The following is a 13,963-nucleotide window of genomic DNA, read 5'->3' on the forward strand; positions in this document are numbered from 1 at the left end:
ACCCACCACTATTCGGCGGCTTGTACAATTGTGCGTGTCGGGAATGGAATATCCACGCCGCCCGCATCCAGCGCTTCCTTGACCTTGCGGGTCATGTCCGTCTTGAAGCCCAGATATTCGCCTGCGTCGCACCAGACGCGCACCATGAAATCGACCGAACTGTCGCCCAGATTGTTGACCTGAATAAACGGTTCAGGCTCTGCATCCGCACGTGCATCCGCCATGATCGTATCGCGAATGATGTCTTCGGCCTGTTTGAGGTTCGCGCCATAGCCCACACCGAAAGTCCATTCCACCCGGCGCTTTGCGTTGGTGGAGTAGTTGGTGATGACATTGCCCCAAACTTCCGAGTTTGGCACGATCACCTGAACATTGCTCAGATCTGCCAGCTCTGTGAAGTTCAGGCTGATCTCCTTGACCGTCCCCATCTCGCCCGCCACTTCGACAAAATCGCCAATCTTTATGGGGCGGAACAGGATCAGCATCACGCCTGCCGCCACATTCGACAGCGTCCCTTGCAGCGCAAGACCGATCGCAAGGCCAGCCGCACCGATAATCGCCACAATAGACGTCGTCTGGATCCCAAACGTGTTGAGGACAAAAAGAAAGGTGAAGGCCAGCACCGCATAGCGTACGATCGACGACAAGAAGTCGAACAACATGTCATCAAGTTGCTTGTGCTTGCGCCCCAGCGCTGCGACCCGGCGTTGCAGCCAGGCCGAAACAGTCCAGCCCACCAGCAAGATCGCTATGGCTCCCAGCACAGAGCCAGCAGCGCTGGCCAGAAATTCAAGTGTCAGCAGGTCAGCAAGGGATTTTCCCTGCCAAAGCTCGGTATTCATCAGTTCTTGCATGGTTTCTTTCCGTTAGTCGTCGACAGGGCCAAAAAGCCCGTCCATCTTTCGTGCCAGCTTTACATCCAGCGTGCTAAGCCCGTCCACATCATGCGTGGTTAGCGTGACCGTCACGCGGTTATAGACGTTTTCCCATTCAGGATGGTGGTTCCATTTCTCGGCCCAGATCGCGGCGCGGGTCATCCAGCCAAAAGCGTCGGCGAAATCATCGAATTTATAGGTCTTGCGGATCGCATCCCGTCCCTCTTCGATTTCCCAACCGGTTTCCATAAGGGGGTCCAGAAGGGTCCCACGTGTTTCATCGCTCAGCTTCTCGCTCATTCCTGCTCCTCTATCCGGGCTCTCTTGAAAGGCCCATACTCTGTCAAAATCTCGATCTCGTCGTCTACGGCTGCGGTTTCCGCCTCCAGATACTCTCCAATGGCGCGCGCAAACCCGTCATCCCGAACCCAGTGAACAGACCAGGTCGGCGTGGGCAGATACCCGCGCGCCAGTTTGTGTTCGCCTTGCGCCCCTGCCTCGACCGTGCTCAGACCAAGGTCGATCGCAATGTCGATCGCCCGGTAGTAGCACAGTTCGAAATGCAGGCAGGGATGATGCTCCACACACCCCCAATAGCGCCCGTACAACGCATCGGCACCGATAAAGTTCAGCGCGCCCGCCACCATGCGGCCATTCCGTTCAGCCAGCACCAATGCAATGTCGTCGCGCAGGGTTTCCTGCGCAATGTCAAAGAACTTCCGCGTGAGATAAGGGGAGCCCCATTTGCGCGCGCCGGTGTCCTGATAAAACACCCAGAAATCATCCCAGTGTTCGGGCTGGATCTGATCACCGGTCAGCACATGGATATCGCCACCAAACCCCTGCGCCTGTGCGCGTTCCTTGCGAATGTTCTTGCGTTTGCGGGAATTCAGACCGGCAAGAAAGTCGTCAAAATCAGCATAGCCGCCGTTGCGCCAGTGAAACTGCTGACTCTTGCGCACCATCAGCCCCATGTCCTGCGCGCGGGTTGCTTCGCCCTGCGTGCAAAAGGTGGCGTGTAGCGACGACAAGCCGTTGTTCTGCGTCAATTGCACCGCACCCTGAACCAGTGCTGCAAATCCGGCGTCTTCAAAGTCGGGTCGCGTCAGAAACCGCCTGCCGGTTGCGGGTGTATGCGGCACGGCAATCTGCAGCTTTGGATAATACCGGCCGCCCGCCCGCTCATAGGCATGCGCCCAGTTGTGATCAAAAATGTATTCGCCCTGACTGTGCGACTTGGCAAAAAGCGGCGCGACGCCGATGACCTGTCCGGCAATCGAGGCGCTGAGGTATTGCGGCTGCCAACCCGTGCCGGGCCCGACACTGCCGCTGTCTTCAAGCGCTGAAAGAAATCGATACGTGGTGAACGGATCATGAGGCCGCGCGCCATCACGCGCTTCAGGGCAGGCGCAAGCGTCCCATGCCTGTTGACCGATGTCCGCAATGCGCGGCACCACCCTAATTTCCACTTCTTGCGTCATTTGCTGCCCTGGCTGCCTGCCCCTTAATTTGGGCCGCAATAGCGCTGGATCAACCGTGCAACGCGGCAAGATAGCCTTCAAAGGTGATATTGTCGGCAACCTTGCGGGCTTTGGCCTCGATTTCTGCACTGCGCACTGTCCAGCAACATATCATCGCGCCTGCGCTTTTAAGTTCCGCCACCCTGTCGCGAGACAGATCATCAACCTCATGCGAAATGAAACAGGCACCCACGCGGTCGTAGTCGGGAATGTCACGCAGTGCATCGCAGGTGGCCTTGGGCAGCGGCCATTCCTTATACCGATAAGCACTTGTTACAAGCCCACGAAATACATCCGGAGCAAGCTTGGCCATCCGCACCATGCTGTTGGGATTGAAGGACATGACAGCGACATCACCCACGTACCCTTTCAGCGCGCTGGCAGTGGCCACTTCCAGTGGGCCAATGTCGGGGCCCATACCGCCATCCTGATCCTTAAGCTCAATCACCAGCGGCACGCGGCCTGCGACAAGATCCAGCACTTCGGCCAAGCCGGGTATGCCCTCACCACCACCCCTCAGCGGAATGCTGTCAAGCTGCGCTGCAGAGCGCTGTCGGATTGGACCTGTCTCAGTCGTCAGCCGCTCCAGTCCGTAGTCGTGAAAGACCATCGCCTGATCATCCGCGCTAAGCTGCAGGTCGATCTCAATGCCATACCCCGCAGCAATGGCCGCCTTGATCGCGGCCCGGCTGTTTTCAGGTCGGCCATCCCTCACATCATGCAATGCCCTATGCGCCAAGGGGATTTCGAAAAAAGCGCGGGGGAGGGTCATTTGACCTCGAATATGCCTTCGATTTCCACGGCCACACCAAAGGGCAGAGAGGCGGCTGACACAGCAGAACGCGAATGCTTGCCTGCGTCGCCCAATGCGTTGACAAGAAAATCGGACGCGCCATTTATCACCTTGGGCTGATCCCCAAAGTCGGGGGTCGAATTGACGAATCCTGTAAGCTTGACGACACGGACCATCCGTTCGATATCGCCGTCGCATGCGGCCTTGACCTGCGCCAGCAGGCTGATCGCGCAGGCCCGCGCGGCCGCAGCACCTTCTTCGACCGACATGTTATCCCCCAGCTTTCCAACAATCATCCCGTCGGGCCCGTTGGAGATCTGGCCGGAAACATAGACGGTATGCCCGACGCGCACGAACGGGACGTAGTTCGCGGCGGGGGCCGGGGCGTCGGGCAGGGTCACACCCATGGCGGCAAGTCGGTCGGTAAAGCTCATGGATCGCACTCCTTTAAAGATCTCAAGCGGACGCTAGACCTGTTGAGAAGCGACGAAAAGAGGGCGGATCAAGATTCGCGCATCGCCCGGGCGAAATAGTCCGCCATCGGCTTGATCAGATAGGCCATCGGCGACCGGTCCCCGGTCCGGATGAACGCCTCGACCGGCATGCCTGGCAGCAGAATGGTACCTTCGGGCAGTTTTTCCAACTCACCCGGATTCAGCGTAATTTCAGCACGGAAAAACGATGCCCCGGTGACCTGATCTTCAATTGCATCCGCGGAAATCTGCATGACCCGGCCGACAAGTTCTGGCGTGGTGCGCTGATCCAGCGCCGACAAACGCAAGTTCACATCTTGGCCCACAACGATCTGATCCACATGCACCGGCTCCACTTGCGCGGCAATCACCAGCGGCCGGTCCTGCGGAACAAGATACATCAGCGGCTCAGCCGGGCGCACCACAGACCGCGGGGTCTGGACCTGCATGCCATAGACGATGCCTGAGACGGGCGCACGGACCTGCAAGCCATCAATTTCTGACAACAAGGCACGGCGCTGTTCCACCAGCTCCAGTTCCCGGTACCGCAGATCACGCAGGCGGCTGATTGCCTCTTCGCGGCTGGCGGTGCCCAGTTTGAGGATCTCGATGTCGATTTCGGTCGCACGGCCCTGGCTTTGTGCCTTGCTTGCGGCAAGCTCACCGATCTGACCGCGCAGACCTGCCTGATCGCGCTGCAACGACAAGACCCGCGAGGCTTGCGCAAGCCCGCGATCCAGCAGCGTCTGCTGATTTTCCAGCTCTTCCTCGATCAGTTCCAGCTGGCGGGTCAATGCATCTTCTTGCGATGTGACTCCGTCGATCTGCGAGGCGATCTGCTCACTGCGCTTGCCCAATTGTTCGATTTCCTTGGCAACGGACGCGCGGCGGGCCTCGAAAAGCCGCGTTTGCCCCTCGACCAATTCATTGACGTCTTCGCGCTGCGCCGCGACGGCGACCAGTTCGGAATCAAATGATATCCCGTCCACCTCGTCCCGTTCAGCCTCCAGTCGGCCGCGCCGGGCCATCAGCTCGAAAAGTTGCCCTTCGATGATGACAAGCTGTGAGGACAGCTGCTGCGGATCAAGCGCGATCAGCAGATCACCCGCCGCGACTGTATCGCCTTCGTCCACGACTATGGTTTCAACCACGCCACCATTTTCGTGCTGAACGATCTGCCGATTGCGGTCCACCTCGATACGGCCCGACGCAATCACGGCCCCCGCAATCTCCGACGTGACGGCCCATGTGCCAAATCCGCCAAACAGCAGCAGCAGTCCGAAAAAACCCAGAATGACAGGCCGCGTCGCCGACCACCGCTTGTTCTTCACCGGCGCATTCATGACACACCGCCCGAAGCAACCGGCGCTTCTTTGATCTGTTGCGCGTTCTTGACCATGCCCTTAAGCACCTCGTCCTTTGGGCCAAAGGCCATTCGCATGCCATTATCGAGAACCAGCAGGGTGTCGCATTCCTGAATGGCATTGGGCCGATGCGCCATGATGATGACAGAACGCCCGCGTGTCTTCATCTCTCGGATAGCATGATTAAGCGCCTGTGATCCCACATTATCGAGGTTCGAATTCGGCTCATCCAACACCACAATCACCGGGTCATCATAAAGGGCGCGCGCAAGGCCGATACGCTGCATCTGACCGCCTGACAGGCGCACCTGACCGGCACTGATCTGTGTGTCGTAGCCATGTGGCAGCTCAAGGATCATCTCATGTGCCGCGGCCATCTTGGCGGCGGCGACAACCTTGGCATCGTCCGGCGTGCCGGACAGACGCGCAATGTTTTCAGCAATCGAGCCATCGAAAAGCTGTACGCGCTGCGGCAGATATCCGATGTGTTGCCCCAGCGTGTCCGTGCCATAGTGATCCAGTGCCGCACCGTCCAATCGGATGTACCCCCCCGCCGGTTGCCACAAACCCATCAGGGTGCGAGCCAGCGTGGATTTTCCAGCGCCCGAAGGGCCAATGATGCCCAGCGCCTGACCCGGCTCCAACGTGAAGTTCACGGATTTGAGTGCGGCCTGTTTCTCGCCCGGGGGCACAACTGTCAGCCCCTTGGCAGCCAGTTTTGCCTTGGGAACGGGCAATTGGGTCCGCGGCGCTTCCACGGCAACTGCACCCAGCAACAACGACAGGTTCGCCCACCCCAACCGACCGCGCTGTACAATGGGCCATTGATTCATTGCCATTTCAACCGGGGCAAGGGCGCGCCCCAAAAGGATGGACCCGGCAATCATCGCACCGGGTGTCAGCTGGTTCTGCAGCACCAGCCAGGCACCAACACCCAGCATTGCCGATTGCAAGAACAGGCGCAGCGATTTCGTGAGCGAGGTAAAGCCGCCGCCTACATCGGTGGCAACGACCTGCTGCTCCAGCGCCTCGCCCCGGGCCTTTTGCCAGCGAGTGAACGCAGCATCACGCATGCCCATGGCCTGCACCATTTCAGCTTCTGTGCGGATCTGGTCGGAAATTGCTGTGGCCGCCTGCCCCGCAATACCGGCGCGTTCATGACTGCCGCGCGACATCAGCTGATTGGCAAGAGCGATCAGGATCAGGACTGACGCCCCACATACGGCGAGCCACCCCAGCATAGGATGGAAGATAAAGATTGCGGCAAAAAAGATCGGCGTCCAGGGCAAATCAAACGCCGCCATCAACACCGGAGAACTGATCAACCGCTGCACGGCTTCAAGATCGTGCAGACCGCCGTTGGTCTTAATGTCCGGTGCCACGGCAGACTTGCGGATAACGGCGTCAAAGACACGTCGGTCAAGATCTTCCTGAAACCGCGCGCCGACCCGCGCCATGACCCGGCCGCGCGTGTAATCAAGAATGCCCATGACGGTATAAAGAAAGATCACAAGGATCGAGAGCGCGATCAGCGTTTCCTCGGACCCGGACCCAAGCACGCGGTCATAGACCTGCAGCATGTACATCGGGCCCGTCAGCATCAGCAGGTTGGCAAAAAGACTGAACAGCCCCACGGCCCAATAAAGACCACGCGACCTGCGGCGAACTTTCCGCAATTCATCCCGTCCACGATTGATCAATTCTTCGCGCATGCGCACCTTTCACCCGACCAAGCCGATTTTAACGGCCCTTCTTGTTTCCCGCCCACCGGTTGCAAATCAACGCCTGCTTGATCCGATGTGCATGAACACAAACCTCCATCTGGTCATAGTAGTTTTAACGGTTCATTTCCATCACCTGAAAAATCTGACCCTATGACTGTGGCAGCGCTGCTCAGCGGTCGCCCGCGCCCGGCGCCGGCGCATTACTGCCCGCACCGGCACCACCCCCGCCAAAGATGTCCTGAAGGACCTGGTCAATGATGTTTCCGCCGTTGCCCTGGCCGCTGATCGGTGGCGCGTATCCATTGTCCTGCACAAGATCGGTCATGGGGACCGGGCGCGCCATCGGCAGCGGGTTCAGCGGCAGGCCCTCATGAACACGGCTCATGGCTTCGCGCCAGATATCAGTAGGCAGCCCACCGCCTGTGACACCGCTCAGCGGCGTGTTGTCGTCATAGCCCATCCAGACACCAGCGACATAATCCGCCGAAAAGCCGATAAACCAGGCATCCTTGGCCGCCGTGGTTGTCCCGGTCTTGCCTGCAAGCTGCCGCCCGCCGAACTGCCCGCGCGCGCCGGACCCTTCGGAAATCACCTTCTCCATCATGTAGACCAGTTGTCGCGCGGCGCCTTCCTGAATGACCCGTTCACCAATACCGCCACCAGTGCCCATCAGCGGCTCCGTGTCGCCCAGCAAGCGCAACTCTATCAATCCATACGGTGTGACCGACGAGCCTCCGTTGAGAATACCCGCATACGCGCCTGTCATCTCTATCAAAGTGCTTTCAGATGCCCCAAGCGCCAGCGCGGGGCCCGCGGCCAGATCGCTTTTGATCCCGAACTGGGTCGCGACGGTACTGACCAATTCGCGCCCGACGCTTTCTGAAATCTTGACTGCCGGAATGTTCAGAGAGTTTTTCAATGCATCGGTCAGCGTGACCATGCCTTTGAAGTTGTTGGTATAATTCTTGGGGCACCAGCGGCCCGAACCGGGGATATCCAGACAATAAGGGCTGTCATCAATCAGATCATTCGGCGAATACCCCAGATCAAGCGCCGCCGCATAAACGAAGGGTTTGAAGGCAGACCCGGTTTGGCGCAATGCCTGCGTGGCACGGTTAAAGGCACCTGCCACCTTGGTCTTGCGCCCACCAACCATGGCCCGAACCGCGCCGTCAGACGACATCACCACAATCGCCGCCTGCGCTTTGGAGCCGTCGCGTACCTTGTTTTCAAAGACCCACTTCAACCCGTCCTCTGCAGCTTTCTGGATCCGCGGGTCCAGCGTGGTTCTGATGATCACATCCTCGGTCGTGTTTCGGGTGAAAAATTCCGGCCCCGTCGACATGACCCAATCGGCAAAATATCCGCCAGCCTTCTTTTCAGCCGCCTCCGACAGGGTTGCCGGGTTGGCTTGCGCTTCACGGGTCTCGGCCTCGCTCAGATACCCTTGTTCGTTCATGAGGCGCAGCACCGTCGCCGCACGATTTTGGGATCGGGAAAGGTTGCTAGTCGGCGACAGGCTTGAGGGCGCTGTCAGCAAGCCCGCCAGCATCGCCCCTTCCGCCGCATTCACCGCTGATGCCGGTTTGCCAAAGAACCGTTGCGCTGCGGCCTCGGCACCAAAAGCGCCACCGCCCATGTAGGCGCGGTTGAGATAAATCGACAGAATATCGTCCTTGGAGTATTTCACCTCCATCGCCATCGCAAACAGCGCCTCTTTGCCTTTGCGCTGAATGTTCCCGGCGCGGCACCCGGCTTCGTATTCCTTTTCAGTCATGCCGGACGCCGGATCAAATGGTTCACCCAGACAGATCAACTTGGCGACCTGCTGTGTGATGGTGGACCCGCCGTGCCCCTGTAACGGGCCACGCCCCTCGCGCAGGTTGATGCGGATGGCTGACGCAATCCCGCGCGGGCTCACACCGAAATGCTGGTAGAACCGCTTGTCCTCGGTCGCAATCACCGCATGCTTGAGGTGCCTTGAGACGCTTTCAGCCGTCACCACGCCGCCAAACTGATCCCCGCGCCAGGCGAACACATCTCCGTCACGATCCAGCAAGGTCACCGAGCCTCGTGCGCGCCCGTCCAGCAAGGCCTCAAGCGGAGGCAATGTAGTGTAGAAATAGCCAACCGCCAAAGCCAGAACCAGGATGGCAACCGCCGTAATCCGCCAGGTGATGGTCCAGATCAGGCGAAAAACCCACCGCACCATGGCGCTGAGCAATCCAAGAATACCGCCGCGCCTTTTGGGCTTTGCACGGGTCGATCTGCGTTTGGCCACCGGCTTTTTGACAGGTTTCTTCGCGGGTCGCTTCTTTGATGAAGAAGCATACCTTTTGTCCGCCACCAAGGGGCGCGTTCGCTTGCGTGAATCACTCATAACATTGCCTGCCCGGCTCGATTTTGGCTGCATCATAGACCGCGTAGAGAGGATTGTTTAGCGGACTTGATCGCAATTGACATCAATTCTTTGACTAATTTTTGTGCATAATTTCAGCAGCGTCTAAATTTTCACCACTTACCTAGCGTGATCCGCGACTTTCTGCGCTGCAGCACTTCCCTCTGCGCGTCGAGGGCGGATTGTTTTGGCAGGCACAACGCAGGGCTCCCTGCCAACCCCAAGAGGTACGCTTACGTGAAACTCATCATTGCAACAATCAAGCCGTTCAAGCTCGAAGAAGTGCGCGAGGCACTGACCGACGCGGGCGTGCGCGGGCTGATGGTCACCGAGATCAAAGGTTTCGGCGCCCAATCGGGCCACACTGAAATCTACCGTGGCGCTGAATACGTCGTGAACTTTGTCCCCAAGGTCAAATTGGAACTGGTTGTGGCAGACAGCCAGGCCGACCAACTGATCGAGGTGATCACGAAGGCCGCCCAGACCGGCAAGATCGGTGACGGCAAAATCTTTGTCCTCGACGTGGAACAGGCTGTGCGGGTGCGCACAGGCGAGACCGGCGAAGACGCAATTTGATCCCTCAGGGAAGGAAAACACAAATGAAACTCACCAGGTATATTCCCTTGGCGGCGGCAATAGCCGTGCCCTCAATGGGATTGGCGCAAGACGCCGACACGACACCAACAAACGCCGATATCGGCTTTATCTTCACCACCTTCATGTTCCTTGTCGCAGGCTTTCTGGTATTCTTTATGGCCGCCGGATTTGCCATGCTCGAAGCGGGCCTAGTGCGCGGCAAGAACGTCACGATGCAGCTGACCAAGAACATCGCGCTCTTCAGCCTTGCGTCGATGGCCTACTTCATACTGGGCTACAACCTCATGTACCCCGGTGACGGCTGGAGCATGGACGGCATTCTGGGTGCGTTTTCCATCACCGGGCTTGAACCCGTGGGCCTTGAGGGCGCCGAACCCGATCTGACCTATGCGTCTGTTGGTTCGGACTTCTTCTTCCAGTTGATGTTCTGTGCTGCGACAGCCTCCATCGTTTCTGGTGCACTCGCAGAGCGGATCAAACTCTGGCCCTTCCTTGTCTTTGTGATCGTTCTGACCGGTCTGATCTATCCCATCCAGGCCTCCTGGAAGTGGGGCGGTGGTTTCCTTGACGGCATGGGTTTCCAGGACTTTGCGGGCTCCACCGTAGTGCACTCCGTTGGTGGCTGGGCTGCCCTGGCGGGTGCGATCATCCTCGGGCCACGTCTGGGCAAGTATAAGGATGGCCGCGTCAACCCGATGCCCGGCTCCAACCTTGCGCTGGCGACACTGGGTACGTTCATCCTGTGGCTTGGCTGGTTCGGCTTTAACGGCGGCTCGCAGCTTTACATGGATACGGCTGCCAACGTGGCGGATATCTCGCGCATCTTCTCCAACACCAACACGGCGGCTGCCGGCGGTGCTGTCGCGGCGCTGATCCTGACACAGCTTCTCTACAAGAAACCTGACCTCACGATGATCCTGAACGGCGCACTGGCGGGCCTTGTGTCCATCACGGCAGAGCCACTTACACCCTCGCTGATCTCAGCCACGCTGATCGGCATGGTCGGTGGCGTGATCGTGGTCATCACCGTACCGATGCTGGACAAGTTCAAGATCGACGACGTCGTCGGTGCCATTCCGGTTCACCTCTTTGCAGGTATCTGGGGCACCATCGCGGTGGTCTTTACCAACAGCGCGGCAAACCTAGGCACACAGCTCTATGCGATCTTCGTGGTGGGCGTGTTTGTGTTCGTCGTCTCCGGTGCGGTCTGGTTCATCCTCAAGGCGATCTCGGGCATCCGGGTCAGTGAGGAATCAGAAATCAACGGGCTCGACATTTCAGAGCTTGGTATGGAAGCCTATCCAGAGTTCTCCAAGGGCTGACTTTCCCTCACCAATGCAGCTCTTGAAAAGAGAAACCCGGCCTTTCGAGGCCGGGTTTTTTGGTTCTGCCGTCAGTCTGCAGCGAAGCAGTAAAACAACCCGGCCCCGCCTGTACCCTGCAGGTTTTCCTGGCTGCATCCCCGCGAATCGTGCGCCGCATTCCAGGATGTGTTTCCGCCACCATGTCGGTCGTGATGACCAACCGTGGCGCTGCCTTCTCCTGAACTCGTCCAGTTTGAGCACGTCTTGTCACCCTCAACCCACGGGAAATAGGCCATGCCGTCTGACATGGAGCCGGTCAGGATGTCATGTTCATTGGGGCTGTCACCCACGCCATTGATCCGCGCACCGGTCTCGTCTACCGCCGTGCGCTTGATGATGTTCGGGCTGAGATGCAATTCATCAAGGTCAACCGCGACCAGTTCACTGTTGGCATTGTACCATGGGCCGGTCCCGATACGGTAACGGGCAGAGACACCGCGCTTGCCTTCTTCCTGTGTGCTGAGGTACGCGCGCCAGGTGCGACCGGTCGTGCCTGCCGCCTCGGCCAGGCTGGCACAATGTGCGTCCGCGCCCTCAAGCCCGCCCAGATCCGCGCCGTTGCCCATCCCCGTGCTGGTCACAAAGAACCCCATGGGCTGGTCCTGTGCGGCGGCCATCATTCCGGTTGCCAGAACAATGGCTGCGGATATCCCTGTAATCTTGCTGAAAGTCATCTGATCCCTCCTGAAATATGTCATGCCACCAGCAAGTGCGCTGGTTGCCCTAAGGTCAAGACAATTTCCCGAGAGACAGTGTGCACAGGCCGACGCGTCCGCCGGCCCTCAGCAGGTCAGACGCCGACGTCGATGATGGCCTTTGCCAGAATTGGAACCGTCTGTGTGTTGAGGCCGGCGATGTTCATACGGCTGTCGCCGACCATATAGATCCCGTGCTCCTCACGCAGTGCCTCCACCTTGTCAGGCGTCGTGCCCAGCCGCGAGAACATGCCCCGATGCTGAGCCAAAAAGCCGAAGCGGTCGGACCCTGAGAGGCGCTGCAACTCACCTGCCAGTTGCTTTCGGAGACCCAGCATGGATGTGCGTACGTCTTCAAGTTCCGCCATCCAATCGCTGCGCAAAGCATCATTGCCCAAGATCATTGTCACCAACCGTGCCCCGTGATCTGGCGGAAAGCTGAAGTTCTGGCGATTGAGAAACGCAAGCGTATCCTGATTGAGCTTATGAGCGCCTGCATCGGCAGCAATGGCCATCAAAAGCCCCGTCCGCTCGCGGTAGATGCCAAAATTCTTGGAGCAACTGGCCGCGATCAGGCACTCCGGAACAGAGGCGGCCACCTTGCGCGTGGCAGCAGCATCTTCCTGCAATCCGTCGCCAAAGCCTTGGTAGGCAATATCGATCATTGGCGTTGCACCGGTATCCTGCAGGACCTTGATCACCTCATCCCACTGAGTGGCGTTCAGGTTTGCCCCTGTCGGGTTGTGGCAGCACCCATGCAGCAGAACGACATCGCCCTGATGCGCTGTCTTCAGATCAGCGATCATACCGTCGAAATCAACGCCACGCGTCTCATCATCGAAATAGCGATAGGGCACCATTTCGATACCCAGATACTTCAGTATCGTAAGATGGTTCGGCCACGTGGGGTCGGAAACGAAGACCCGCGCGTCTGGCCGCGCCATCCGGATAAGTTCAAATGCCTGCCGCACCGCGCCCGTACCACCCGGGGTGGCCGCTGCCGCAATCGTGTCATGGGGCACCGCATCATCCAAAACCAAATCGACCATCGCACGGGCAAATGCCGGGTCACCTGTCAGTCCGGTGTAGACCTTTGTATCCTGCTCTTCCCACAGTTGATGTTCCGCCGCCTTGATGGCGCGCATTACAGGCGTCAGGCCCGTTGCATCCTTGTAAACACCAACGCCAAGATCGATCTTTGTTTCGCGCGGGTCATCCTTGAACGCCTGCATCAGGGCAAGGATCTTGTCAGCGGGCTGTGCTTTCAGGTTTTCGAACATTACGCTTCTCCAGTGGCGACGGGCACGGTGGGGAACATGCCCCACTCGGACCACGACCCGTCATAAAGGGACCAGTGCTGATGCCCCAGCCGCTCCAGCGCCAACGCAAGAACGGCCGCCGTGACGCCAGAGCCGCAAGAGGTGATAACCGGTTTGGACAGATCAACGCCCGCCGCTTCGAAAATTGCGCGGGTCTCGTCTGGGGATTTCATCGTGTTATCGGCGTTCAGCAAAGTGTTGAACGGCACGTTGCGCGATCCCGGGATATGCCCGGAACGCAGCCCTTCGCGCGGCTCAGGCGCATCGCCCCGAAACCGCGCGGCCGCGCGCGCGTCGACAATCTGCGGATCACCCAGCTTGGACGCCTGCGCCACCTGCGTGACGTCGCGCACCAATGCATTCTGAAAGCGCACGGTCATGTGGCGGTCACGCACGATAGGGGCCATGTCTTCGGTCTCGTGTCCCTCAGCGACCCACTTGGGCAGCCCGCCATCCAGAACCGCGACATTTTCCTGCCCCATCAACCTGAACAGCCACCAGACCCGCGCGCCAGACATCAAGCCGGCACCGTCATAGACCACAACCTGATGGCCATCGCCCACGCCCATCGCACGCAGCCGCGACATGAACTTTTCCACCGGCGGTGCCATATGCGGCAGGTCGGATCGCGCATCGGAAATATCATCGATGTCAAAGAACCGCGCGCCGGGAATATGCGCGTCCTCATACTCGGCCTTGGGATCACGACCGGCATCTGGCAGATACCACGATCCGTCCAGAACCCGCATGTCGGGGTCTTTCAGGTGTTGGGCCAGCCAATCGGTGGACACAAGCGTTTTGGGATCATCGACCATGGCAGCAGCTCCGCTTTGAGGATCAG

At 58.9% G+C, this 13,963-nt stretch carries 13 protein-coding genes; 2 read left to right on the top strand and 11 right to left on the bottom strand.

The genetic code is table 11. From position 1 onward, the window contains the following. Positions 1-8: 8 nt before the first annotated feature. The 8 genes from H9Q16_RS12975 to H9Q16_RS13010 all read right to left on the bottom strand — a co-directional run bounded on the left by H9Q16_RS12975 (position 9) and on the right by H9Q16_RS13010 (position 9,129). A complete protein-coding gene (locus H9Q16_RS12975; protein WP_191075851.1) occupies positions 9-854 on the bottom strand; it encodes a mechanosensitive ion channel family protein in 846 nt (281 codons plus the stop codon). A 12-nt stretch (positions 855-866) separates the two neighbouring features. Beyond that, complete coding sequence (locus tag H9Q16_RS12980) at positions 867-1,175, bottom strand: 4a-hydroxytetrahydrobiopterin dehydratase (RefSeq protein WP_191075852.1); 309 nt, start codon at positions 1,173-1,175, stop codon at positions 867-869. Next, complete coding sequence (locus H9Q16_RS12985) at positions 1,172-2,356, bottom strand: GNAT family N-acetyltransferase (protein ID WP_191075853.1); 1,185 nt, start codon at positions 2,354-2,356, stop codon at positions 1,172-1,174. Before H9Q16_RS12985 ends, H9Q16_RS12980 begins: the two co-directional genes overlap by 4 nt. Positions 2,357-2,405: 49 nt before the next feature. Then, the gene (locus H9Q16_RS12990) at positions 2,406-3,167 is read right to left on the bottom strand and encodes a glycerophosphodiester phosphodiesterase family protein (RefSeq protein WP_191075854.1); all 762 of its coding nucleotides are present in this window, start codon (positions 3,165-3,167) and stop codon (positions 2,406-2,408) included. After that, positions 3,164-3,622, bottom strand: a complete 459-nt coding sequence (locus H9Q16_RS12995; protein ID WP_191075855.1) for a RidA family protein — start codon at positions 3,620-3,622, stop codon at positions 3,164-3,166. Before H9Q16_RS12995 ends, H9Q16_RS12990 begins: the two co-directional genes overlap by 4 nt. A 68-nt stretch (positions 3,623-3,690) precedes the next feature. Beyond that, on the bottom strand, positions 3,691-5,004 hold the full coding sequence (locus H9Q16_RS13000) for an HlyD family type I secretion periplasmic adaptor subunit (RefSeq protein ID WP_191075856.1): 1,314 nt from the start codon (positions 5,002-5,004) through the stop codon (positions 3,691-3,693). Continuing rightward, positions 5,001-6,737 carry a type I secretion system permease/ATPase gene (locus H9Q16_RS13005; protein ID WP_191075857.1) on the bottom strand — a complete coding sequence of 579 codons (1,737 nt, stop codon included), beginning with the start codon at positions 6,735-6,737 and terminating at the stop codon, positions 5,001-5,003. Before H9Q16_RS13005 ends, H9Q16_RS13000 begins: the two co-directional genes overlap by 4 nt. 181 nt (positions 6,738-6,918) lie before the next feature. After that, on the bottom strand, positions 6,919-9,129 hold the full coding sequence (locus H9Q16_RS13010) for a transglycosylase domain-containing protein (RefSeq protein ID WP_191075858.1): 2,211 nt from the start codon (positions 9,127-9,129) through the stop codon (positions 6,919-6,921). 255 nt (positions 9,130-9,384) lie between these two features. Between H9Q16_RS13010 and H9Q16_RS13015 the strand changes: the two genes are divergently transcribed. Then, positions 9,385-9,723: a P-II family nitrogen regulator gene (locus H9Q16_RS13015; RefSeq protein ID WP_191075859.1), complete on the top strand. Its 339-nt coding sequence runs from the start codon at positions 9,385-9,387 to the stop codon at positions 9,721-9,723. A 23-nt stretch (positions 9,724-9,746) separates the two neighbouring features. Then, the gene (locus H9Q16_RS13020; protein ID WP_191075860.1) at positions 9,747-11,066 is read left to right on the top strand and encodes an ammonium transporter; all 1,320 of its coding nucleotides are present in this window, start codon (positions 9,747-9,749) and stop codon (positions 11,064-11,066) included. 71 nt (positions 11,067-11,137) lie between these two features. On the opposite strand, the gene H9Q16_RS13025 is transcribed toward H9Q16_RS13020, so the two are convergent. The 3 genes from H9Q16_RS13025 to sseA all read right to left on the bottom strand — a co-directional run bounded on the left by H9Q16_RS13025 (position 11,138) and on the right by sseA (position 13,937). Next, the gene (locus H9Q16_RS13025) at positions 11,138-11,782 is read right to left on the bottom strand and encodes a hypothetical protein (RefSeq protein WP_191075861.1); all 645 of its coding nucleotides are present in this window, start codon (positions 11,780-11,782) and stop codon (positions 11,138-11,140) included. A gap of 116 nt (positions 11,783-11,898) precedes the next feature. Continuing rightward, complete coding sequence (locus tag H9Q16_RS13030) at positions 11,899-13,083, bottom strand: amino acid aminotransferase (protein ID WP_191075862.1); 1,185 nt, start codon at positions 13,081-13,083, stop codon at positions 11,899-11,901. Then, positions 13,083-13,937 carry a 3-mercaptopyruvate sulfurtransferase gene (gene sseA / locus H9Q16_RS13035; RefSeq protein ID WP_191075863.1) on the bottom strand — a complete coding sequence of 285 codons (855 nt, stop codon included), beginning with the start codon at positions 13,935-13,937 and terminating at the stop codon, positions 13,083-13,085. Before sseA ends, H9Q16_RS13030 begins: the two co-directional genes overlap by 1 nt. Positions 13,938-13,963: the final 26 nt, after the last annotated feature.

Source organism: Sulfitobacter aestuariivivens, from assembly GCF_014763045.1.
In the GTDB taxonomy this organism is placed as follows: Bacteria; Pseudomonadota; Alphaproteobacteria; order Rhodobacterales; family Rhodobacteraceae; genus Sulfitobacter; species Sulfitobacter aestuariivivens.